Annotated in this window: 20 protein-coding genes; 8 read left to right on the top strand and 12 right to left on the bottom strand. The window is 62.8% G+C overall.

Going from position 1 to position 23,703, the window contains the following annotated elements; translation table 11 throughout:
• Positions 1-9: 9 nt before the first annotated feature.
• Positions 10-696 (bottom strand): DnaA regulatory inactivator Hda, encoded by a 687-nt coding sequence (gene hda / locus QN397_RS10245; protein ID WP_323496576.1) that lies wholly within the window; start codon positions 694-696, stop codon positions 10-12.
• Positions 697-829: 133 nt separating this feature from the next.
• Between hda and purM the strand changes: the two genes are divergently transcribed.
• Together purM and QN397_RS10235 are read left to right on the top strand one after the other, a co-directional pair.
• Entirely contained in the window at positions 830-1,882 is a 1,053-nt protein-coding gene (purM, locus tag QN397_RS10240; protein ID WP_323496577.1) for a phosphoribosylformylglycinamidine cyclo-ligase, read from the top strand.
• 51 nt (positions 1,883-1,933) lie between these two features.
• Positions 1,934-3,049, top strand: coding sequence for an AI-2E family transporter (locus QN397_RS10235; protein WP_323496578.1), 1,116 nt, complete (start codon positions 1,934-1,936; stop codon positions 3,047-3,049).
• Positions 3,050-3,064: 15 nt separating this feature from the next.
• Here the strand turns inward: QN397_RS10235 and yccS are convergent, their stop codons facing one another.
• From yccS to murJ, 4 genes are all read right to left on the bottom strand, one after another.
• Positions 3,065-5,341, bottom strand: coding sequence for a YccS family putative transporter (yccS, locus tag QN397_RS10230; protein ID WP_323496579.1), 2,277 nt, complete (start codon positions 5,339-5,341; stop codon positions 3,065-3,067).
• A 128-nt stretch (positions 5,342-5,469) separates the two neighbouring features.
• Positions 5,470-5,898, bottom strand: coding sequence for a VOC family protein (locus tag QN397_RS10225; RefSeq protein WP_323496580.1), 429 nt, complete (start codon positions 5,896-5,898; stop codon positions 5,470-5,472).
• Positions 5,895-6,743 (bottom strand): transglutaminase-like domain-containing protein, encoded by an 849-nt coding sequence (locus QN397_RS10220; RefSeq protein ID WP_323496581.1) that lies wholly within the window; start codon positions 6,741-6,743, stop codon positions 5,895-5,897. The genes QN397_RS10225 and QN397_RS10220 overlap by 4 nt, the downstream gene beginning before the upstream one ends.
• A gap of 74 nt (positions 6,744-6,817) precedes the next feature.
• Positions 6,818-8,380 (bottom strand): murein biosynthesis integral membrane protein MurJ, encoded by a 1,563-nt coding sequence (murJ, locus tag QN397_RS10215; protein ID WP_323496582.1) that lies wholly within the window; start codon positions 8,378-8,380, stop codon positions 6,818-6,820.
• Between the two features lie 108 nt (positions 8,381-8,488).
• On the opposite strand from murJ, the gene rpsT reads away from it, so the two are divergent.
• Positions 8,489-8,803, top strand: coding sequence for a 30S ribosomal protein S20 (rpsT, locus tag QN397_RS10210; protein WP_187052670.1), 315 nt, complete (start codon positions 8,489-8,491; stop codon positions 8,801-8,803).
• Between the two features lie 126 nt (positions 8,804-8,929).
• On the opposite strand, the gene QN397_RS10205 is transcribed toward rpsT, so the two are convergent.
• Complete coding sequence (locus QN397_RS10205; protein WP_323496583.1) at positions 8,930-9,247, bottom strand: DUF3579 domain-containing protein; 318 nt, start codon at positions 9,245-9,247, stop codon at positions 8,930-8,932.
• Between the two features lie 157 nt (positions 9,248-9,404).
• Between QN397_RS10205 and QN397_RS10200 the strand changes: the two genes are divergently transcribed.
• The 5 genes from QN397_RS10200 (at position 9,405) to kynA (ending at position 14,570) form a co-directional block, all read left to right on the top strand.
• Positions 9,405-10,610 carry an aspartate aminotransferase family protein gene (locus QN397_RS10200; RefSeq protein ID WP_323496584.1) on the top strand — a complete coding sequence of 402 codons (1,206 nt, stop codon included), beginning with the start codon at positions 9,405-9,407 and terminating at the stop codon, positions 10,608-10,610.
• Entirely contained in the window at positions 10,607-11,539 is a 933-nt protein-coding gene (argF, locus tag QN397_RS10195) for an ornithine carbamoyltransferase (RefSeq protein ID WP_323496585.1), read from the top strand. The genes QN397_RS10200 and argF overlap by 4 nt, the downstream gene beginning before the upstream one ends.
• 207 nt (positions 11,540-11,746) lie before the next feature.
• Positions 11,747-12,397, top strand: coding sequence for an arylformamidase (kynB, locus tag QN397_RS10190; protein ID WP_323496586.1), 651 nt, complete (start codon positions 11,747-11,749; stop codon positions 12,395-12,397).
• Positions 12,394-13,707: a kynureninase gene (gene kynU, locus QN397_RS10185; protein ID WP_323496587.1), complete on the top strand. Its 1,314-nt coding sequence runs from the start codon at positions 12,394-12,396 to the stop codon at positions 13,705-13,707. Before kynB ends, kynU begins: the two co-directional genes overlap by 4 nt.
• Before the next feature lie 26 nt (positions 13,708-13,733).
• On the top strand, positions 13,734-14,570 hold the full coding sequence (gene kynA, locus QN397_RS10180; protein ID WP_323496588.1) for a tryptophan 2,3-dioxygenase: 837 nt from the start codon (positions 13,734-13,736) through the stop codon (positions 14,568-14,570).
• 7 nt (positions 14,571-14,577) lie between these two features.
• Here the strand turns inward: kynA and QN397_RS10175 are convergent, their stop codons facing one another.
• From QN397_RS10175 to QN397_RS10150, 6 genes are all read right to left on the bottom strand, one after another.
• The gene (locus QN397_RS10175; RefSeq protein ID WP_323496589.1) at positions 14,578-15,750 is read right to left on the bottom strand and encodes a Wadjet anti-phage system protein JetD domain-containing protein; all 1,173 of its coding nucleotides are present in this window, start codon (positions 15,748-15,750) and stop codon (positions 14,578-14,580) included.
• Positions 15,747-19,121: an ATP-binding protein gene (locus QN397_RS10170; protein ID WP_323496590.1), complete on the bottom strand. Its 3,375-nt coding sequence runs from the start codon at positions 19,119-19,121 to the stop codon at positions 15,747-15,749. The genes QN397_RS10175 and QN397_RS10170 overlap by 4 nt, the downstream gene beginning before the upstream one ends.
• Entirely contained in the window at positions 19,114-19,794 is a 681-nt protein-coding gene (locus QN397_RS10165) for a DUF4194 domain-containing protein (RefSeq protein WP_323496591.1), read from the bottom strand. The genes QN397_RS10170 and QN397_RS10165 overlap by 8 nt, the downstream gene beginning before the upstream one ends.
• A 17-nt stretch (positions 19,795-19,811) precedes the next feature.
• Complete coding sequence (locus QN397_RS10160; protein WP_323496592.1) at positions 19,812-21,260, bottom strand: DUF3375 domain-containing protein; 1,449 nt, start codon at positions 21,258-21,260, stop codon at positions 19,812-19,814.
• 2 nt (positions 21,261-21,262) lie between these two features.
• Positions 21,263-22,324, bottom strand: a complete 1,062-nt coding sequence (locus QN397_RS10155) for a PDDEXK nuclease domain-containing protein (RefSeq protein ID WP_323496593.1) — start codon at positions 22,322-22,324, stop codon at positions 21,263-21,265.
• Positions 22,325-22,517: 193 nt separating this feature from the next.
• A complete protein-coding gene (locus QN397_RS10150; protein ID WP_323496594.1) occupies positions 22,518-23,702 on the bottom strand; it encodes an FAD-dependent monooxygenase in 1,185 nt (394 codons plus the stop codon).
• Position 23,703 lies beyond the last annotated feature (1 nt).

Raw genomic sequence — 23,703 nt, 5'->3', positions numbered from 1 at the left:
TGGTAGCTCTTACTCATTTTCAAGCATCGCGCGAATCAACGGGATCGTGATCGCGCGCTGCGTTTGCAGTGCATAGCCGTCGAGCTGATCCAACAGCTCCATCAGGCTTCCCAGGTCGCGGCTGAATCGATGCAGCACATAGTCGAGCACATCGTCCGACAACATGACGCCGCGGGCATCGGCGGCCTGGCGCAACACCGCGCGGCGCTCGGGTTCGCTCAACACCTGCAAGTGAAACACGTGCCCCCAGCCAAGCCGTGTGCGCAAGTCTTCACGCAACGGCAAGTCGGCCGGCGGCAGCGCGCCCGCTGCCACCACGCCACGCTGAAGCGTCTGCGCATTGACGAACCAGTTAAAGGCCGCGTGCTGCTGCACCGCCGTGTAGAGATGGACGTCGTCCATCAGCACGGCGCTCCATCGCTCATCGAACTCGATCGGCTCGATCACACCTGCATGCAGCCAGCCGACGGTTGCGCCTTGCTCCCGCAACGCGACCCGAACCGATTCGAGCAAATGCGTCTTGCCGCTGCCGCCTTCGCCCCACAGGTACGTCGGAACCGGGGAATGCAATGCGGGGCCTGCACCGGCACCGACCCACAACTGCAGATGCCGCAGCGTCGCTTCGTTCGGGCCCGCAAAGAAGCCCGCGAAGGTCGGACCTGTGGCAATGCCGATGTCGAGCGCCAGCTGTTTCATCCCGGAAGGTTCATGGAGGAGGCCAATGGAGCGAGGTGTCGCGGCCCTTAAAATCGTGAGGAATTCTATCGGCCCGGCCACCATGGTCGCCGGCGCCTGTCTCTGTTCAGCCCTCTTCTTCTATCGACCGCCCATGACTTCTTCTTCGTCCACCCCGCTCAGCTACAAGGATGCCGGCGTCGATATCGATGCCGGCGACGCGCTGATCGAGCGCATCAAACCGCTCGCGAAGAAGACGATGCGCGAAGGCGTTTTGGCTGGCATCGGCGGCTTCGGCGCACTCTTCGAAGTGCCCAAGCGCTACAAGGAGCCGGTGCTGGTGAGCGGCACCGATGGCGTCGGCACCAAGCTCAAACTGGCTTTCGAATGGCAGATGCACGACACGGTCGGCATCGACCTCGTCGCCATGAGCGTCAACGACGTGCTGGTGCAAGGCGCCGAGCCGCTTTTCTTTCTCGACTATTTCGCCTGCGGCAAGCTCGACGTCGACACCGCGGCAGCCGTGGTCGGCGGCATCGCACTGGGTTGCGAACTCAGCGGCTGCGCGCTGATTGGGGGCGAGACGGCCGAGATGCCGGGCATGTACCCGAACGGCGAATACGACCTCGCGGGCTTTGCCGTCGGCGTTGTCGAAAAATCGAAGATCCTGACCGGTCAGAGCGTCCAACCCGGCGACGTGGTGCTCGGCCTCGCCTCGAGCGGCGTGCATTCCAACGGGTTCAGCCTGGTGCGCAAGGTGATCGAGCGGGCGCAGCAACCCGACGGTGACGGCTTGCCCGCGACGCTCGATGGTCAGCCCTTCCGCCAAGCGGTGATGCAGCCGACGCGGCTGTATGTGAAGCCGGTGCTCGCAGCGCTCGCTGCCCATCCGATCAAGGCGCTGGCACACATCACCGGCGGCGGTTTGCTCGAGAACATTCCGCGCGTGCTGCCAGAAGGCACCGCCGCGCACCTGAAGAAGGGCAGCTGGCCAAAGACCGAGCTCTTTGCGTGGCTGCAAAAGATCGCTGGCATCGACGACATCGAAATGAACCGGACCTTCAACAACGGCATCGGCATGGTGGTCGTGCTCGACGCAGCCGAAGCCGCCGCCTGCGCCGAAACGCTGCGAGCCGCCGGTGAAGCGGTGTACGAGATCGGCACGATCGCCGCGCGCGGCGATGGCGCTGCTGTCGTCGTGGCCTGAGCAGACGTCAGTCCGTCCGTCTCTGTCCGCCCGTTTGCATCACACCGGCACATGGCCCGTTCGAACAAGTCTCCCGAATCTGCAGTTCTCGCTCGCAGCAGTGCGCAGCCGCCGCGCGTCACAGCGGCCGAGCGACCTGCGTCTCGCACCGTCGTGATCGCGAGTTACCTGCTCATCACCGGCGGACTGCTGCTGGTGATGTGGAAAGACCTGCTTCCCGGCCTGCTGTTCGTTTGCATCGGATTTCTTGCGACCCGCGCGTTTGCGCGCGGTATCGAGAGTCTGGTGCGCCGCGCTCTGCCCGCCCGCATGGGTCATCCGATCACATCGACCTTGCCCGGCGTGCTCGCGGCTGCTTTCGTGGTGCTCGCCCCCATCGGGCTGGTCGCGCTCGTCTTCGCCGAGGCGCGCGAGTTCGTTCTCAATGCGCCGGAGCAATACAAGGAATTGCTGGATTACATCGCGCGCACCGTGCTCGAACTGAAGCTCAAGCTGCCTGAGACAGTGAGCGTGTATCTGCCCGACGGCGCTGCGGAGGTTCAGCGCATGGTTGCCAGCTATTTGCGTACGCAAGCTGGCGCGCTGGCGCTCACGGGCCGGGCCTGGCTGGGCGGATTGCTGTTCGCTTACGTCGGGTTGATCGTCGGTGCGCTGGCCGGCGTCTCGCGCGGGCATCTGATGCAAGGTCCGCTGGCGACGCAATTGGAGCAGCGCATACGGTTGTTCGGCGAAGCCTTTCGGCAAATCGTCGCAGCCCAGTTCTGGATTGCAGCGTTCAACACGCTGCTTACCGCAGGCTTTCTCTTGCTGCTGCTGCCGTTGTGGGGCATGCGTCTGCCATACGAGCCGGCGCTGATCACCTTGACATTCGTGGCGGGGTTGGTGCCGATCGTAGGCAATCTCTTGTGCAACACGGTATTGACGCTGGTCGGCCTGTCGGTGTCGCCTGCGGCTGCCGCTGCATGCCTCGTATTTCTCATCGTGATCCACAAGGGCGAGTACGTCATCAACGCCAAAGTGGTCGGCACCAAGACACACATGGCGGTGTGGGAGTTGCTGGCCGTGATGTTCGTGGCCGAAGCGGTTTTCGGGCCTGCCGGGCTGGTGGCGGCACCGCTGTTCTATGCGTACCTGAAGAAAGAGCTGGAAGCGAATCGGCTGGTGTGAAGCGGCGATGTCTGGTCAGGTGGCCGCTGCAGCCGGGTTCGGTACCGGCGTGGCTTCCGGTGCATCCGGGTCCATCCACTTCGCCGCATGGCTGCGCAGTGCATCGAGCTGCAACCAGATCAACGCGAGCTGCGTTCGCACCAGACGAACTTGCGCATCGTCAGCGCCTTCCGTGATGTCTTCGGCCAGTGCATTGAGAGCTGCGCGCGCGGCCAATGCAGCCGGCGTCTCGTTCCAGTAAAGATTGCTGCCGCCAAGCCCCTCGGTCAAACGTTCTAACGCCAGCGCAGCCTGTTCGGCCGCTTCGCGCAAGACGACCGCACGCGGTACGTCCCGCAACACCTCGCGATGGGCGCCGAGCGCCGACAGATAGCTCAGCATGGTGTGCGACTGGATCAAAAAGCGCAGGGCCACGCCGGCACGCGGCCGCACGAAATTCGGCTCACGGAACATCTCGGAAACTGCCGTCGACAGCGCTGCATCCGAGTTGTGCGCATTGCGTCGTGCAAGACGGTAGTCGAGATCGTCGCGGGCGCCCGAACGATATTGCTCGACGATCTGCCGCAGATAGCCCGCGTGGTGCCGCATCGCCAGCGCCGCCAGTTCGTGAATGCGCCGACCCTGCCAGTGCGGCAGCACGAACAGCACGGCGAGCCCGGCGATGATGCTGCCGATGGCAGTGTCGAGCAGGCGCGGCACGATCAACACCTCGCTGTCGCCGACCTGGTTGAAGCACATCAGCACCAGCAAAGTCATCGCCGCGGTGGCAACGAGATAGCGCGTGGTGCGCGTCGCGAAGAAGAGCACGCCGGCGGCCACGGCGATCATCGATTGCAGCAATGGCTGCGGAAAAAGATCGAGCAAGGCCCAGCCCACCACGACACCGATCACGGTTCCGGCGATGCGCTGCCCCATTCGCGCAACGGTGTCGCCATAGCTTTGCTGGCAGACGAAGAGCGTGGTGAGCAAAATCCAGTAGCCCTGCGCCGGATGGATCGCGCGCATTACGCCGTAACCGACGGTCAGCGCAATGGCCAACCGCATGGCATGGCGAAACAGCGGTGCGCGCGGCGTGAACTGCCGTTGCACGCGCTCGGCGGCATCGCGCCAGGAGCGCGGCGACCGGTCGAGCAGGCTCATGTCGGTGCGGCCGAGGCCCGCGGCCGGGTGCGCGGTGTTGCTGGCGCCGGCCAGTTGACCGTCGAGCTGCGCGAGGTTGCGCGCCAGCGCTTCGACGGACGGCAGCAAGGCCGCCCGCGCCGCGCGATCCTCTGACTTGACCGCGTCCGGGGAATGCGCGTCCGCTTCGGCGCGCGCATGTTCAAGGGCATTCCGCAGTTCGGCTAGCGCCTGAACGCTGTAGCCGTCTGACACGAATGGCTCGCGCCGCGCGATCGACTGCCCCAGTTGTTGGCAGGCGCGCCCCTGCAGCCCGAGCACACGCTGGCAGCGATAGAGCAGGTCGCTGTGAAAGAACGCATCGGCCAGCGCGTTGTAGTCATCGTGAGACGAACTCGCCCGCTCGTGCACATCCTGCGCGATCAGGTACAGGCCGCGATAGCGTGCGATGCGACCGGTCGGCGCCCGTGCGCCGATGCGGCGAAAGATGCTTTCCTTGGCATTGTTGAGTTCGGTCACCACGGTCGCATTGAGCTGCGCCAACGCGAGCCGTTTGTGCTCGATATTGACGTCCCGCAACGGCTCGAACAGCGACGCCTTGAACTGCACGTAGTCACCGAGCACGGTGAAGAGCCGCACCAGCATCGCCTGCACGGGTTGTGCAGGAAACATGGCGCACCACGCCACCGACAGCACGCCGTACCAGGCAGCGCCCGCCAGCAAGAGCAATGGTTCACGGTCGTGCGGCACTCCGGAACTCAGCGCGTTGTCGGCGGCGAGCGTGGCGTACAGCGCCAGGATCAGCGTTGCGTAAGCGATGGCTTTGTAGCGCGCTCCCACGGCGCCGAGCATCGTCAACACGAAGGCTGTCAGCGCCAGTGCGGCGATAAACAGCGGCGGCCAATCGAAGAGGAATTCGACCGAATAAGCCGCCGCCGCGAAGCAGGCCAGCGTAACCACCTGCGCCCGAAACCGGCCGCGCCAGCTGTCGTCGGTTTCGGCCAGCGCGCTGGCGATGGCACCAAGAAAGAGCGGGATCATCACGTCCTGCCGCTCGGTCAGCCAGCAGGCGGCCATCAGGCCGCCGAGCGCGAGCAGCACGCGCAATGGTTGGGCGCGCGCAGCGAGCGCGCGCCAATGCTGGCGCAGGGCATGGAAGGACGAATTGGACATAGCCATGTAGTGGCGCAGGATGCGTGCCAAGTTGCTGCGACCCCAGTTTGCGACTGCCGCCGCGCTACCCATTTGATAGCGTCATCTGCAGGCGCAGCGCGCGCGGTGGTTGGTTTTGGCGGCGACGCCTAGACGTAGCCGCAGAAGCGCAGCGCATGACCGTCGGGTTCACGAATTGCGAACTCGCGCAGGCCCCAGGGCTGCGAGACGGGTGATTCGGTCACCGTCACGCCGCGCTTCAGGTAAGCCTCGTGCAAGCCGTCGACATCGTGGCCGACGTGGATGACGATCTCGCCCCGCCACTGCCGCGTCTCGCGCGCATTGCATTGCCAGAGGCGGATGTAGACCGGGTCACCGTGGGTGCGATCCCCCTTCTTGACGCGCGCATAGCTCGGCGGTTCGCCAGCGATGAAGTCAAGCTCGAAGCCCAGCACGTCGCAGAAATAGCGTGCGGCACGCGCCGCATCGGCCACGGGCAACAACGGCTGGATGCCGTGGAATCGATGCAGCGTGCCGAGGTCGACAACGCCGAGCCGCGGAACAGGCGCGGTGCTCATGCCACGCGCCGCAGCGTGGCCACACGCTCGGCGATGACGTCGATGTCGAGCGCGTCGTCGGCGTTCGTCAGGTAGGTTCCGAGATCGCGCACCGCCTCCGAGGTATTGCCCTGCTCGGCGTGGGCAAGGCCGCGGTCGCGGTGCTCAGACCATGCGTCCGGCAACAGGGCCACGAGGCGATCCTGCACCGCGATGGCGCGTTGCCAGTCTTCCTGCGTGCGATGCACTTCCTTCAGATTGCGCAGCATGCGCGCGATGATTTCACGGGGTGCCGCGGGCTGCAGGTACAGCCCGAGCGGCACATCGAAATCGTCGACCAGGCCATTGCTGCGCTTGTACGGCTCGAGCCGCTCGCCGAGTTCTTCGCGCGAGAGTGATTTGCCGGTGAAAGGGTCGATCACGACCTGTCCTTTCGGCAAGGTCACCTTCAACATGAAGTGACCCGGAAAGGCAACGCCGCGTGCGTGCAGCCCGAGCCCCTGCGCCAGCTCCATCCACAGCACCGCGAGCGAGATCGGGATGCCGCGGCGGGTGCGCAGCACGGCGTTCAGATAGCTGTTGTCCGGGTCGTAGTAGTCGTTGACGTTGCCGCCGAAACTCAGATCGTGAAAGAAGAACTGGTTGAGCAACCGCAGCCGTTGGAGCGGCGCGGCATCTGCCGGCAGGCGGCGCTTGAGCCGGGCCAGCAATTGGTCGACATCGCCGAGCACCTGTTGCACATCGAGCTCGGGGTACTCATCCTGCGCCAGGCTAGCGGCGGCTTCGAGCAGCGGAAAGTGGTCGTCGCTCTGCACGAGCGAGCCGAAATACTCAAGAGCGGTGGGCGCTGAAAAGCGGAGGGACATGTGTCTTTGTAGTGGAGGCATCCGGGAGCGTCAAGCTCTGACGCACGGACCCGTTCAGCGCTGCGTCGACGAGCTCAACGCCGCATGAAGCTGCGAAGCTTGACGCCGACCAGCGCCAGCGTTGCAAAGTAGAGGGCCGCGGCACTCACGACGATGCCTGCCAGCAGCCCGACACGCAGCAGGCGCTGTTCGCGCAGGGCGATCCAGTCGAAGTGCTGGTTGCCCCACACAAGCAGCGCGCCCAGCACCACTGTCCCGGCCAGCACTTGCGCAATGAAGCGGCCCCAACCGGGTTCAGGCTTGAAGCTGCCGGCCCGGCGCAGGCCGATCAGCAGCAGCAGCGCATTCACCAGCGTCGCGATACCGATCGACAGGGTCAGCCCCGCGTGCTGCATCTGCGGCACCAGAAAAATGTTGAGCACCTGCGTCAACGCCAGCGCGCCGAGGCTGATGCGCATTGGCGTGCGCATGTCGTGCCGCGCGTAGTAGCCGGCGGCAAGCACCTTGATGGCGACGATGCCGAGCAGACCGGTGCCGTAGCCCATCAAGGCCGCCGTGGTGCGCTGCACGTCGAGCGCGCTGAACGCGCCGTTGTGAAAAAGCACCGCTACCAGCGGCTGCGGAAACACCAGCAGCGCGACGGCGCACGGCACGGTGAGCAGCACCACGAGGCGCAGGCCCCAATCGAGCATCGCCGAGTAACGGATGTCGTCCTTGGCGGCACGCGCGGCGGCGAGTTGCGGCATCAGCACCACGCCCAGCGCCACGCCGAGCATCGCGCTGGGGAACTCCATCAGCCGATCGGCGTTGGTGATCCAGGTAACGCTGCCTTCGGCCAGATGCGATGCGATCTGCGTGTTGATAAGCAGCGAAATCTGGGCGCCGCTGACACCGATGAGCGCAGGCAGCATCAGCCTGAGAATCTTGCGCGTGGTCGGGTCGGCCCATGCAGCTCGGAGGGCGGCCCATCGCACGCCGATGCGCGGCAGCATGCCGAGCGAGCGCAGCGCAGGAATTTGCAGCGCCAGTTGCAAGATGCCGCCGACCATCACGCCGATGCATTGCGCATAGATGGGCTCGATGCCGTAGCGCCTGAAAAGCGGCGCACCGAGCACGATCGACGAAATCAGCGCCAGGTTCAGCAAGACCGGCGACGCGGCGGGCACGACGAACTTACGCCACGTATTGAGAATGCCGCCCGCCAACGCCACCAGCGACATGAAGCCGATGTACGGAAACATCCAGCGCGTCATGACGACCGCGCTGTCGAAGCCGCCCGATTGCTTCAGTCCACTGGCCATCGCCCACACCATCAGCGGCGCGGCCACGACGCCGACCACGCACAGCACCACAAGGGTCCAGGTCAGCAACGTGCCGACGTGGTCTATGAGCTGCTTGGCGCCTTCGTCGCCGTGCTCCGTCTTGCAGGCGGCCAGCACGGGTACGAAGGCCTGACTGAAGGCGCCTTCGCCGAGCACGCGACGAAACAGGTTGGGAATGCGAAACGCGACGTAAAAAGCGTCGGTGAGCGCGCTGACGCCGAACACCGAGCTCATCAGTACGTCGCGCACGAGGCCGGTGATGCGCGAGGCCAGGGTCAGCAGCGAGACGGTGGAGGCAGAGCGAAAAAGTGACACCGGGCGAGTGTATGTGCGCACCGTGCCGCTGCGGATGGCGTCTTGTCCGGCCCCGCCTATAATGGAAGGCTTTGCTGCATCATCCTCAGACACTAAAGGATCCGAATCATGGCATCAGCCAAACCCAAGAAAAAGAACCCCCGCCTCGCATCGGGCCGTAAACGCGTCCGTCAGGGCACGAAACTGAACGCTGCGAATACCTCGCTGCGCTCCAAGTACCGCACCGCTGTCAAGAACGTCGAAAAGGCTGTTCTGGCCGGCGACAAGACCAAGGCGACCGAACTGTTCGCCAAGGCACAAAGCATTGTGGACACGGTTGCCGACAAGGGCATCTTCCACAAGAACAAGGCAGCTCGCGACAAGAGCCGCCTCTCGACGAAGGTCAAGAACCTCGTCCTGGCGCCTGAAAAGGCCGCCGCCTGACACCAGTCAGGCAAACAGCCCGGACGGGTCTCCCGTCCGCCGTTTGATCGGGGTGCGCTGCAGCAAAGTGAAAAAACCGCCTTCGGGCGGTTTTTTCATGTCTGCGCTCTTTGCACTATGTGAGTTCTAAGCCTTCTTGGTATCCGGCACGCCGCAAACCTCACCGACCTGCAACCCGTTGTCGCGGGCGAAGTTCATGACGAAGTCCCAGGCCATGACCTCGTGCTCGCGCAGTTCGCGATTCACGATCACGCATTTGACGCCGTTGATGGTGGTCGGAACGCACCAAGGCGAATAGCTCAAATGATCGCCTGGCACGGCGCCGCCTGGCCTGAACGAACTCATGACGCCCGCCAGACGTTCGGCCCAATCGCTGGGGCGAAATGCACGGCCATCACTCGTGATGCCTTGAACAAAGATGACTTGAGAGGCGGGGGAGTCCATGAATCGGGTTGAACTGCAACAGGATGCTGCAGTGCACCATGATTTTAGCCATGCGCTCTGCACAGGACGTGCCAAGGGCATTGCTGTGATGCGGAATCGTCACCGCTTGCGACGATGACGCCGCCTAGAATTCCCCTTCCTTTTTCCGGAGTACCGCATGAGCGCCCCAGTGCAACCCACCTCGCCCCACGTCATGAACACTTACGGTCGGCTGCCGATCGCGCTGTCGCACGGCCAGGGCTGCCGAGTCTGGGACACCAACGGCAAGGCTTATCTGGACGGACTGGGCGGCATCGCGGTCAACACGCTCGGCCATAACCATCCAGAGCTGGTGCCGGCGTTGCAGGACCAAATTTCGAAGCTGATTCACAGCTCCAATTACTACCACGTGCCCGGCCAGGAGCAACTGGCCGCCAAGCTCTGCGAACTGTCGGGGCTGACCAACGTGTTTTTCTGCAGCACCGGTCTGGAAGCCAATGAGGCGGCCCTCAAGCTGGCGCGCAAGTTCGGTCATGACAAGGGCATCGAGCGACCTGAAATCGTCGTCTATGAGCACGCCTTTCATGGCCGCAGCATCGCCACGCTGTCGGCCACCGGCAACCCGAAAATTCAGGCCGGTTTCGGCCCGCTGGTTGAAGGCTTTATCCGTGTGCCGTTGAACGACATCGAGGCGTTGAAGAACGCCACCCAAGGCAATCCGAACGTCGTCGCCGTGTTCTTTGAGGCCATTCAGGGCGAAGGCGGGATCCACCCGATGGCGCTGGAATACATGAAGCAGGTGCGCGCCCTGTGCGACCAGAAAGACTGGCTGATGATGATCGACGAGGTGCAGTGCGGCATGGGTCGCACCGGCAAGTGGTTCGCGCACCAGTGGGCCGGCATCTTGCCCGACGTGATGCCGCTGGCCAAGGGCCTGGGCTCGGGCGTGCCGATTGGTGCGGTGGTGGCCGGCCCGAGGGCCGCGCACATCTTCGGCCCGGGCAACCACGGCACCACGTTCGGCGGCAACCCGCTGGCGATGCGTGCCGGCGTCGAAACCATCCGCATCATGGAAGAGCACAAGCTGCTCGACAACGCCGCTAAGGTGGGCGCTCATTTGAAGGCGGCGTTGGAGCGCGAGTTCGAAGGCTTGGCGGGCGTGAAGGACGTGCGCGGCCAGGGGCTGATGATCGGCATCGAACTCGATCGTCCCTGCGGCATCATCCTGAATCGCGCTTGCGAAGCGGGCCTGCTCCTGAGCGTGACGGCCGACAGTGTGATCCGCCTGGTGCCACCGCTCATCCTGAGCACGGCCGAGGCCGACGAAATCGTCGCCCTGCTCGCACCGCTGGTGAAAGCCTTTCTGGCGGAGCCGATCAAATGACCGCAGCCACCAGCCAGCCGGTTCGCCACTACCTGCAGTTCTCCGACTTCACCGCGGACGAATACGCCTATGTGTTCGAGCGCGCGGCGATCATCAAGCAGAAGTTCAAAGCCTACGAAAAGCACCAGCCGCTGACCGACCGCACGATGGCGATGATTTTCGAGAAAGCCTCGACCCGCACGCGCGTGAGCTTCGAGACGGGCATGTACCAGCTCGGCGGCAGCGTGGTGCATCTGACCACCGGCGACAGCCAGCTCGGCCGCGCGGAGCCGATCGAAGACAGCGCGAGAGTCATCAGCCGCATGGTCGACATCGTGATGATCCGGACTTTCGGGCAAGACAAGATCGAGCTGTTTGCCGAGCACTCGCGCGTGCCGGTCATCAACGGCCTGACCAACGAATTCCATCCGTGCCAGATCCTGGCCGACATCTTCACTTTCATCGAGCACCGTGGCTCGATCAGGGGCAAGACGGTGGCGTGGGTCGGTGACGGCAACAACATGGCCAACACCTGGCTGCAGGCCAGCGAGATCCTCGGCTTCAAGGTTCATGTGAGCACGCCGAGCGGCTACGAAGTCGACCAGTCGGTCGCCGGCATACGCTCGACCGACAGCTACAAAGTCTTCGAGGACCCGATGGAAGCCTGCCGCGGCGCCGACCTGGTCACTACCGACGTCTGGACCAGCATGGGCTTCGAGGCGGAGAACGAAGCGCGCCGTGCCGCGTTCGCCGATTGGTGCGTCGACACGGAAATGATGGGCGCGGCGCAACCCGACGCGCTCTTCATGCACTGCCTGCCGGCACACCGTGGCGAGGAAGTCGAAGCCGATGTCATCGACGGGCCCCAATCGGTGGTGTGGGACGAGGCGGAGAATCGCCTGCACGCGCAAAAAGCGCTGATGGAGTTCTTGCTGCTCGGCAAGCTTTGATTTCTTGCGAAGGAAGCTCTGGACCGCGGCACCACGTTCGTGAGGGTGGCGTGTGCCGTAGGTCATTTCCCCGGGATGCGCGGGCATATCGTTCCACGAGGACTTCTTGACGGCACAGGCTAACGCTCGTTCGGCCGTTCACTCAGTCACATGCGCTGTTGGAAATAACCGACACCACGACCCCTTGCGCGGCGCTAACTTCGCTGCATGACTTTCTCTTCCACCGCGCTGCGCCTCTGGGACATCTCGCCGCCGGTTTACGCAGGGGCACCGGTGTTCCCCGGCGACACGCCGTACCAACAGCGCTGGGCCGCCAGCATTGGGCCGGGTTGCCCGGTCAACGTGAGCGAGATCAAGCTGTCACCGCACGTCGGCGCGCATGCCGATGCACCCCTGCACTACGACGCTGACGGCGCGAGCATCGGCGACCTCGATCTCACACCCTTTCTCGGGACTTGCCGCGTCATTCACGTGATCGCGCGCGGTCCGCTGATCGAGTGGTCGCACATCGCGCATGCGCTCGCCGACCTGCCGCCGCGCGTTCTGGTACGCACCTACGAACATGCACCGGTCGATCGTTGGGACGGCGACCTAGCCGCCTACGCGCCGGCCACCATCGAACGGCTTGCCGCGCTCGGCGTGCTGCTCGTCGGCATCGACACGGCGAGCATCGACCCGGCCGACAGCAAGACGCTCGACAGCCATCAGGTCATCCGCCGACTGAATCTTCGCGTGCTCGAAAACCTGGTGCTCGACGACGTTCCCGAAGGCGACTACGAATTGATCGCGCTGCCACTCAAACTCGTCAGCGCCGATGCCTCCCCCGTTCGTGCCGTCCTTCGCCAATTGCCCCAATGAGCTCCACCACCATGACACTCGACGACTGCCGCGCACTCGACCGCGAAGACCCGCTGCGCAACCTGCGCGACCAGTTCACTCTGCCCGAGGGCGTGATCTACCTCGATGGCAACTCGCTCGGTGTGCTGCCGAAATCGGCCCCCGCGCGCATTGCAGAAGTCGTCACGAAGGAATGGGGCGAAGGCCTCATCCGCTCGTGGAACACCGCAAGCTGGTTCGACTTGCCGCAGCGGCTCGGGGACAAGGTCGCGCGGCTTATCGGCGCAGCACCGGGCGAAGTTGTCTGTACCGACAGCACGTCGATCAACCTGTACAAAGTGCTGTTCGCGGCGCTGAGTCAGGTCGCGCAGAGCGGATCGAACCGCAAGGTCGTGGTGAGCGAGCGCAGCAACTTTCCGACCGACCTCTACATCGCCGAGTCGCTCTGCCGCGAGCGCGGCTTCACGCTCAAGCTCATCGAAGCCGCCGACCTTGCCGCATCGCTGACCGACGAAGTGGCCGTGCTGATGCTCACGCACGTCAACTACCGCACCGGCGCCATGCACGACATGAAGGCCGTCACCGCGGCCGCGCATGCCGCCGGTGCGCTCACCGTCTGGGACCTGGCGCACAGCGCTGGCGCCGTACCCGTCGCGCTCAATGAATGCGATGCCGACTTCGCAGTCGGCTGCAGCTACAAGTACCTGAACGGCGGCCCCGGCGCGCCGGCTTTCGTCTGGGTTCACCCGCGGCACGCGGGCCAGTTCGAGCAACCTCTGTCCGGTTGGTGGGGCCATGCCGCGCCGTTCGAATTCACCCCGCACTACAGGCCTGCACCGGGTGTGAGCCGATACCTTTGCGGCACCCAACCCATCGTCTCGCTCGCCGGCCTCGAATGCGGTCTCGACACCGTCCTCGCGGCCGAAGCCTTCAACGGCGGTTTCGGCAGCATGGCTGCATTGCGCACCAAATCGCTCGCGCTCACCGATGCGTTCATTGCGCTGGTCGAAGCACGTTGCCCCGATCGCTTCGCGCTCGTCACGCCGCGCGACCACGCGCAACGCGGCTCGCAGGTGTCCCTCGCCATGGCGGATGCCGCCGAGGCGGATGCCAACGCGGCCTACGCCATCGTGCAGGCCTTGATCGCACGCGGCGTGATCGGCGACTTTCGCGCAGGCGATGCGCAAATGCCGCACATCCTGCGCTTCGGCTTTACGCCGCTTTACCTCGGCTTCGAAGATGTCTGGCACAGCGTGGAACACATCGTGCAGGTGCTCGAAACCGAAGAATGGAAACGCCCCGAGTTCAACCGGAAGAACGCGGTGACCTGAAACACCAGGAGCACCGGAAGCACGCCATGAGCACCGAAAAAATCGTCGCGCAAGAGAAGGCGCAACTCGACTTCAGCACGTCGATGAGCTACGGCGACTACCTGCATCTCGACGAGATCCTGAACGCGCAGCACCCGCTCTCGCCGACGCACGACGAGATGCTCTTCATCATCCAGCACCAGACCAGCGAGCTTTGGATGAAGCTCATGCTGCACGAGCTGCAAGCCGCCATCGCCTGCGTCGCTTCAGGGGAGTTGCCGGACGCTTTCAAGATGCTCGCGAGGGTCACGCGCATCATGGAACAGCTGGTGAGTGCATGGACCGTGCTGTCGACGATGACGCCGCCCGAGTACAGCGCGATGCGCCCGTACCTTGCCAACTCCAGCGGCTTTCAGAGCGCGCAGTACCGCTGCATCGAGTTCGCGCTCGGCAACAAGAATCCCGCAATGCTCAAGCCCCATGCGCATCGGCCCGATCTGCTGGCCCAGGTGGAAGCGGCATGGCGCTCGCCGTCTTTGTACGACGAGTCGTTGCGACTCCTGGCACGTCAAGGTCTCGCAGTGCCAGCCGACCATCTCGATCGCGACTGGACGCGGCCGTATGAATCCAGCGATGCAGTCGAAGCGGCATGGCTCGTGGTGTACCGCGATCCGCGCGCGCACTGGGATCTGTACCAGCTAGGCGAGAAGCTGACCGACATCGAAGACGCTTTTCGCCTTTGGCGCTTTCGGCATGTGACCACGGTCGAGCGCGTCATCGGCTTTAAGCGTGGCACTGGTGGTACGGGGGGGGTGAGTTATCTGCGCAAGATGCTCGACGTGGTGCTGTTCCCGGAGATCTGGAAGCTGCGTACCGAGCTTTGAGCGTTGGTCAATCCAACGCTGCCAAAGTGCCCTCGACCCAAGACAACCCTATTCGCTCTTGCTCGAGGCGCAAGCCTTGGCGAATACGGTTGTCGCGGAGATCGTCGTAGAGCGCTTTCTCCTCCGGCCTTAATCGCGGCAAGTCACGTAGCGTTTGCGCGCTCTCGTCGCCCCACTGCGATTCGAAGGCCATCAAGGTCGCACGGTCCATCAAAAACGACTCGACATGCTTGAGTCGAGCGCGCAATTGATCGAGGATGGCAAAGCCATGGGTGTCGATATCGCCCCAGTAATAGACCGGAATTCCTGCTAGCCACTCCGCCTGGGCCAACATCTCGAAGCCATAGCCAGCACCAAAAATCACCATGCTGCGCTCGGTCAGTGGAAACGACAGAAAGTTGATCTCGTTCTCCGTCACGAACACTCGCGACAGGCCGAGGTCGAGCCGACTGAAGCTGCCCGCATCCAGTGTGATGTCTTGCGCCGGCGCCGGATCACCCATGGCACGCGTCGAGTCGAGCAATCGAAACCTGACGCGAAGCGGTTTGTCGCGAAAGCCATAGCGCAAAGCGAATGCGTTCAAGCCGGAAGCCGTCATATTCACGGCCTCAGGCGGCAGCACGAGATCCAGACACTCGGCAAGCACGGCCCGATGCGCCTCGATGAATTTGGTGTGAACACCAGCAATGTCGACCTGACGCAGATACACGTCTGGCCGCGGATTTGCTCGCAGCCAGGCCACGATAGCCAACAGCCGTGGCCACTCGGCCGACAGCTCCAGCGCCCGCAGCGGTCGCCTTGCGAGCCAGGCCAGCAACTGCGGTTGGTGTTCGCGTGTGGCATCGACCAACGCCATGAAGCGCACGCTTTCTTGCAGTTTGCCGATGAGCTTCAGCGCGTCTTCCAACGTGTCGATCCATGCCTCTTCGGGTACCGCGTTCGCACCCAGCACCCGGTGTCTGAAGTCTCGCATCACGATCCTGTAGCCCGACGCGCGAACTTCCCGACTCCAGTTACGCACTTCATCGAACTTATCTGTCATTTCCGCAGATGTCGGGGCTTTGAGCATCAGTCGTCTCGGGAAGAGCGGTGTTCCTGTGACGATGCTGGCGAGCAGATCACCACGCTCCCACAGCTTGAGCAACTGCAATTTCAAATTTGCTGGCTGCGTCCAACTCATCCTGCCGCCTTCGCTTTCTCGACCTGATATTCCTCGATGGAGAGGTTTCGCAGCCTCGACGCGCGACCCTCTTCGTTGTGTACGAAGCCCACGCTGGAAACAAAGGGTTCGATGATGTGGATCTTCTGCAGTGGCGTCACGATCAACAACTGCAGGTTGAGTTGTGCAAACAGTCTCAAGCCGTATTGGGCGGACTCGTCGGAACCGCGACCGAAGGCCTCGTCGATCACTACAAACCGAAAAGTTTTGGATCGCACTGCGCCCCACTCCAGACCGAACTGATAGGCCAGGCTCGCAGCCAGGATCGTGTAGGCCAACTTTTCTTTCTGACCGCCTGACTTGCCACCCGAATCGGAATAGTGCTCGTGCTCGGCGTCGCTTTCGCGCCAACGCTCGCTCGCGGCGAATACGAACCAGCTGCGCACGTCCGTTACCTTGCCGGTCCAGCGGCGGTCTTGCTCCGACAACCCCTCGCGCCCCCGAAAGCGTTCGATGATCCGTCTGACCTGCAAAAACTTGGCCTCCGAATACTGAGCATCGTCGGACCCCGTCACCGTGCCGTCCGTGCAGGCGCGCAGTTCAGTCTGGAAATCCCGAACGTCTGCATCGGGTGTGGCTTGCGCTTCGAGCACGATGTAACGCCCAGCGTTGTAGTCGATCTGCGTCAGCGACTCGTTGATGCGGGCGATGCGATCCTTGATGGTCTTGCGCTCACGCTCCAACTGCGCGTTAAAGGTGGCGACTTCACGAATCGTGTTCTCGTTGAGCAGTTCCTTGAAGCGCGTCTCGAAGCGGGGCAGTCCGTCCGTCTGCAGGCTCCGCAGCATCTCCTGGTACTCGAATGCCGCCTCGACGTTGGCGTCCACCTCGGCGGTTTCGAGTTTGTAGGCTTCCTTGTATGCCGCCATGGCCTGAATGACTTTGTCGCGCAGTCGTTTGGCTTTGAGGCCTTCGGCATCGATCGCTCTCTGCAACCCGTCGCGCAGGTCGCGCTCGGAGTTCTCGCAAGACTCGACCGTCAATTGATGCTCACCCAGTGTTTCCGCGCGCAACGAATCCAATTTCTTGAAACAGGCCGCATGCACTAAGAAATCCGGCTCCTCCAGCGTAGTCCGGGTCTGCACGCGCTGGCCATCGGCGGTGTCTCTCTTCTGCTCGGTCTTCGACCGCTTGTCGCGCTGCTTCTGCAGCTCGACTTCCTTGTTCTGCATCTGAACCACGAGTGCGTCCAGTTGGCCAGTCAGCGTTTTCAGCAGATCCGACGCTGCCTCGATCTCTTCTTTCTCGTCCTGCAACCGGGATACTTCAGTCGCGACGGATTGCCAATCGAGCTCGACAAAATCAGCATACATGTCGAGCTTCGACAAGGCGTTGGATCGCTCTCTCAATCTATTCTGTTCGATCTGAATGGCGGCAATGCGACCGCCAAGATCCGCCAGTTCACTCTCCAGCTGCCGGGCCTTGGTCTCCAGTGCGGCGATCTTGGCGGCATTGGTCCACCCGAGCACGTAACGACTGCGGTCGTCCAGGCGATGACGGTCATCCTTCTCGTGACGCTCGCCTTTGGCCTTGATCTGCCCGGCACGGGTGATCGCATGTGTCTCGCGACGAAATTGCTCTTGTGTGGCGCAGCACGCCACATCAAAGCGGTGAGCAATTTCGCGCTCAATCCACTCGTAGAACGGAGAGTCTGGCTTGATCGACACCTTGCGCGCCAATGAATCCCGATGAAGCCCAGGCAGATCGCCACGCGAGCCACTGCGCACGCGAAAGTAAACAATGCGGCCCCGAAGATGAGTCTTGTCGACCCATTCGGTCACGTGCGCGTAATTCTTGTCCGACACCAGCAGCGACAGGCCAAAGCTCCTCAAGAGGCGCTCGGCCGCGCCCTCCCAATCACGCTCGTCGTCCCGCACTTGCAAGAGTTCGCCGGCGAAGGGCATCGCATCGGCAGCGAGTCCGAGCGCCTGACACAACGCACCGCGCATAGCGATCTGTTCCGCCGGGATATTGCTGCGCCTAGCCCGCAGGCTCCGGATCTCGCCTGTCAGCGCGGCGTGCTCCGCCTTGCCCTGTCGCATCGTCACGCCGTTTTCGGTAGCGTCGTTTTGCAGTTCGCTTTCGCGATCCTGCGCCGCTTGCTTCATGCTCTCCAGGTTCTGACGCTGCACCAGAAAGTCGGCAGCGGAACTCATCTGAAGCAAACCGACAGATCGCGCAAGCTGGTTGTAATTGGTCGCCTTGATGCGTCGCTTTTCCAAGTCGATCTGCCGAACGTGGATCGCGCTTTCGAGCTGACCGAGACGGTCTCCGCCGTTCATGGAAATGCTTTGTCGAAGTGTCAGTTCCTGTTCGTATTGCGCATCGCGAGCAATTTCGCTGAGCTGCACTTGATCGTTGTACCGTTCCCATTCCTCGTTCAACAGGTTGATGCGCGTGTCGAGCAAATCAAGCTTCAGGCCGGCGAAGTACGGTCTGAGCGCCTCGCGACAACGCCGCAGTTCATCGGCGCGCACGACCAGCAACGCATGGCGGTCGCAATCGGCGACTAGCGGCGTCAGCAGCTCGACCTGGCGCTTCGCCTTGAGCACCGCTTCGTGCGCGCGGTTCAAGTCATCGAAGTGGCCGATCAATGCCGCGATGCGTGGCACCACATCGAACGGCTCCAGCATGTGACTGCGCACAAAGTCGGTCAGATTGCCGACCGACTTCATCGACACGGTCTGGTGAAACAGTTCGAGCGCCTGCTCGTTTTCGATTCCGAAGCGGCGGCGAAACCAGGCGCCATACGGCGGAAAGCCATCGAACAACTCAGCGCCGGCAGTACGAAGCTTTTTTCGCAACGCGGGGATGTCGGTTCCGAAGTTGGCAAAGTCGGCAGCTATGGAGAGGTCGCATTCCGCTCCCACGAAGAAGCGCGCGGGCTGGCCCTGCGCATCCTTCATCCAGAACACCTGCGCGATGGTGACGGTCTGGTCATAGCCAGCGTTGTGGAACACGCCAAGGATGACGCTGTAGCCGTTGTGGTCGCGCAGCGCAACCGGCTTGGCCGCGCCACTCACTTCGTTGCGCTCGGATTTGTAGTGACCGAGCACATAGGAACGCAGCGTGCGCTCTTTGTTGTCGGCACCCGCCGCCTTGTTGTAGGCAATGCGATGCGCGGGCACCAACAGCGTCGTCACCGCATCGACCAGGGTCGATTTTCCCGAGCCGATGTCGCCAGTTAGCAGGGCATTTCGACCGCCGGGATGAAGCACCCATACGCGTGCGTCGAAGGTGCCCCAGTTGAAAACTTCAAGCCGCTGCAAGCGAAAGCCGGAGAGTGCGTCATCGGTCGCGAAGTCCAGGCTGCCTGTCAAACGTTCAGTCATCGCCAACGCCATCGATGCCGACATGCAACTGCACGCGGTAAGACTCGAGCTTCGCGTCGAACTCGGCCAGCCATTGCGCATCGACAAAGGCCTTGAGAATCCGCCGAACCTCGAACGATGGCGCTTGCCCGCTTGGTGCACCGGCGGCCGGCTTCAGCTTTCGCAAGAAGCCGAGGTCTACGATCTTTCCAAGATGCGTCTCGATCTGATCTACCACCCTCGACTCGTTGCTGTTGTCGGGCAAAAATACCCTGGTCATTTCAACGATCTGGTCACGCGAAAGAATCAGTCGGGTTTCACCGCCACCGGCGTCGAACTCGGCCAGTTTTTTGCGCAGCAGCGCCAGCAGCAAACTGACCATCAAGCCCAATGGCCGCCTTGTGATCAACCGCGGCAATGGTGCGGCGGACGCGTCATCCGCATCGTCGGCAAGCGGCGTGCGCGAACGCAAGAAGGCATAGCCCTCCGCTTCGTCCTGCACCAATTCCAGCCCCAGCACAGCGACATAGTCGCGAACCCGAAACTGCAAGCCGTAGAGCGCACTCCACAAATTTGCGGCAGCTTCGCGGTAGATCACCCCCTTCAGGAGCGGAACGACCAGCGCCGACAGATCAGGCTCGGGAGCGCTGGCGGTTGGTGCTGACTTTGCCTTGACATCCTCATCCTCATCCATCGCTTTATGCCTTCACGCTATCGAACGAAAATCACGCGTGGCAGACGTGCCCGCCGCGGATGCGAAATCGCGTCGCGCCCCATGCTGTTCCAGACGATCAGATCCTCGTTTGTTTCGTCAACGACGGCGCCGAAGGTTTCGTCCGCCAACTGCAAATAGGCCACGAGTTCCGCGAGTCCGTGGTGCAGTGGATGCATCTGCGTCATCTCTTTCAATGTCACTTGAGTGCGCTCTTGCAAAGCCTTTCGCACATGCCGTTCCAGCTGTGCCTTGTCGACCACCACTTGCGAGAAAAGCGCTGCGGCATCGCCGTCGGACTCACCCGTGTCCAGTGCGACGTCTGCGATCCTGGGCTTGAGCGCCGGTGCATAGAGTGGCCGCTCCATCGGCAGTTCGATATTGACCGAGGTGCTTGCAATGCGCATCACTTCGCCGGGGAGCGGCGCCTCGCGAAGCGTCAGCGCCTTGGACTCGATGCCGCGCAGGATGTCCATGATCCTGCGATTTTCCAGCCAGGCTTGATCGTCGAGAAAGCGGCGCAATTGCTGCGAGAGTTGCGCGACAGTGCGTTGCGTGTGCTCGCCCGCCTCGATCCAGTCGTAGTGCACACGACGCGTACGTACGTCGGGTTTGAGTTCTGCGACGGCGGGCAACGTCAACACGCGCTCCAGCAAAGCCGAAAGCTCGTCTTGCCTAAGACTCGACAGCAAGAAGTCCCAGAACGCCGTAAAGCTGCGGCCCTGATCAGAATCGGCAATCGCGTCACGTTCACCCATGATCTGTTCTAGCAACTCTCCTTTGCCGCCTTCCCATAACGTGATGCGCTCGCGCACACGTCGATCGAGACCGCGAAAGTTCTGCTCCACTTCCCGGAAGTCGGTCATCAACTCACGCGCCAAACTCGCGAATTGCTGGAATCGTTCTTTCAGCGCTGTATCGTCGAGAACGGGAATGTTGCCTCCTATGACTCTGGCGATATCGCTGTCGATTTCGTCGCGGCGCCGGTGCAGTTCGGCAATGCGTACCACCGGGTCGGTTTCGCTGCCCTGGCTCATTTGCTTGAGCAACTCGAACAGCGTCAGCAAGCGCGACTCGGTTCCGACAAAGTTCCGCTCCGCAAGCGTGCCGAGCCAGGCGATCGCCTTCTCGGTGGCGGGCATCAGATCGAACTGTGGCTCGTCTGTGCCCGCGGCGTAGAACTTGCGCATCCACCCTTTGTCGTTGGCGGTCCAGTCGTTCAGATACTCGAGCGCAGATTTGGGAAAGGCGTCTGCGCCGATCCTCTCGCGCAGACCGAACAGTTCGTCTTCGAGCGTTTCGGCCAAGTCAGCCTGAGCCATCACGCGCACGTTGGGAGCAATGAATACGCGGTGCAAAAAGGCAGCGATCAAGACGGCATGATCCGAGCGCAAGAGGCGCCACGCCGGATGGTTTTGCCGCAGCACGTCGAGCGTGGCGTAGTCCATGCTCACTCGGCAACGTCCCCGTCGCCATGGTACTGCTCAAGCTCCTGCTCGATTTGCTCAATGGTCGGCAGACTCGACTGCAGTTCCTCCGGCAGCGATGCAACCAGCTGGTACTCCGCGACGCCGATCGGTTTGTTGGAGTCGCGCAACGCGTACTCAGCCACCACGCGGTTCCGGGTCTTACACAGCAGCAGGCCAATCGTTGGTGCATCGAGCGCCGATTTGAGCTGCTCATCGACCGCCGTCAGATAAAAGTTCAATTGGCCCGCGTGCTCGGGCTTGAACGCACCGGCTTTGAGTTCAACCACCACATAGCAGTGCAGCTTCAGGTGATAGAACAGTAGATCGATGAAGAAATCGTCACCACCAACCTCCAACGGAACCTGACGGCCGACATAGGCAAAGCCCGCACCTAGCTCCAACAAGAAACGAGAGACGTGTTGGACCAACGCCGCTTCGATTTCTCGCTCTCCAGCCTCCTGTCCGATGCCGAGAAAATCGAAAACGTAGGGGTCTTTGAGCGCCTGCTGCGCTAGGTCTGAACCGTTTGGCGGCAGCTGCGCCGTAAAATTGGTAATCGCTTTGCCCTCTCGTTCAAGCAATCGTGTTTCGATGTGGATATTGAGGACGCTGCGTGACCAGCCTTGATTCACCGCTCGCTGGGCATAGGCCAGACGCTGCTCGGGGCGTTTCAGCTTGCTCAGCAGAACCAGGTTATGCCCCCAAGGCAATTGTCCAACAGCCTGTTGGACAATTGACTCCTCAGGCCACGCCTCGGCAAACGCGCGCATGTACATAAGGTTGGCGCGCGAGAGACCCCTCATGTCCGGAAACGCGACACGCAGGTCGTGTGCCAGCCGCTCGATCACTTTCGCGCCCCACCCTTGCTCCGCCTGCCGAACCAGAATGTCGCGGCCAATCTGCCAATAGAGTAAGACGAGTCCACGCGTCACAGTCGCTGCAGCACGCCGCTGAGCGCCATCGATACGTGCCTTCAGCTCGACCAGCCACTCGGCGTAGCCTTTTGGGACGCTGCTCACAGAAGGAAGACTCGAACGGGTCACAGAAAATCTCCATGGTCGGGTGCTCAACCCTTTTCCAGACGGCCGCCTCAACGGCGATAAAGCGAACAAGCTCTGGAATATGCACTGGTTCTTCCGAAGCCCCGCGCACGGCAACTGAAGCGATGCGCAAGTTCATCGTGCGCGAGCTTTACTTCTTGAAGTATTCAGCGGGCCCTGGCACCGCTCTCAGCGTTCATCCCGCATAAAGCCAAGGTTGATCGAGCAAACGCGCGCCCAGCGTGCGCATCGCCATGTCGCGACCAAGCCGCACCGGCCCGACCGCATGAAAGATGTCGCCGTTGCGCCGCGCCCTCGCTTGCACGCGTGCGTTGCGCTGCCAGCGTGCCTCGGCGTAGCGGCGGAAGGCGGCCGGCACGTCTAGCGCGCTGCCGTCGCGCAGGGCATCGGCCAGCGCCATCGCATCTTCGACGGCCATGCCGGCGCCTTGCGCAAGGTAAGGCAGCATTGGATGCGCGGCATCGCCGAGCAAGGCGATGCGGCCGTCCGCCATGTCGCCAGCCGAAGTCAGCGGGGCACGATCGAACAAGGTCCACGCGCGCCATGAGGGCATGGCTTCGAGCAGCGCCTGCAATGCTGCCCCCGTGTTGCCGGTGGCTTGCTTCAGGGCGTCGAGGCTGCTGGCCTGATCCCAGTCGCGCGCGTCGCCTGCGGGTGCCGACTCTGCGACGACGATCACGTTGAGCGCAGCACCTCCGCGCACCGGATACGCCACCGCATGCAGCTGCGGCCCGAGCCAGACATCCACGCGATCGACGTTGCGCAGCACAGCCGGCAGCGACGACATCTCGACCAGCGCGCGCCAGGCCGTGTGACCAGTGGCGCGCGGCGGCACGTCGTTCGGCACGACCTGCATGCGCACCACGCTCCACAAACCGTCGGCGCCGACGAGCGCATCGCCTTCCCAGGCGCGCGCGTCGTCGGTCGCCACACAAACGATGTCGTCGCCCGTTGCGATTTCGGTGATGCGTGCACCGCCGTTGAGAGCGTCGCTCGCATCACGCGTGCGCACGGCATCCACCAGCATCGAGTGCAGATCTGCCCGGTGCACGCACAGGTAAGGCGCTCCGTAGCGCTCCTGCATCGTCTCGCCGAGCGGCAATTTCGCGATGGCGGCATGGCTGCCGGCGCTGCGCACCACGAGCGTCGTCGGGCGTGCAGCGATGGCCGCCAGGGGCACGCCAAGGCCGAGCGCCTGGAGCCGTCGTGTGGTGTTCGGGCCGAGCTGCACGCCAGCACCGATTTCATGGAAGGCATCGGCCTGTTCGAGCACCTCGATGCGATGGCCTCGACGCGACAGCGCCAGCGCGCTGGCCAGTCCGCCGATGCCGCCGCCCGCGACGAGGATGCGCGCGGGCATC

Source organism: Variovorax sp. RTB1, from assembly GCF_035018765.1.
Classification (GTDB): Bacteria; Pseudomonadota; Gammaproteobacteria; order Burkholderiales; family Burkholderiaceae_C; genus Variovorax.
This window is presented reverse-complemented; position numbering and strand designations above follow the sequence as displayed.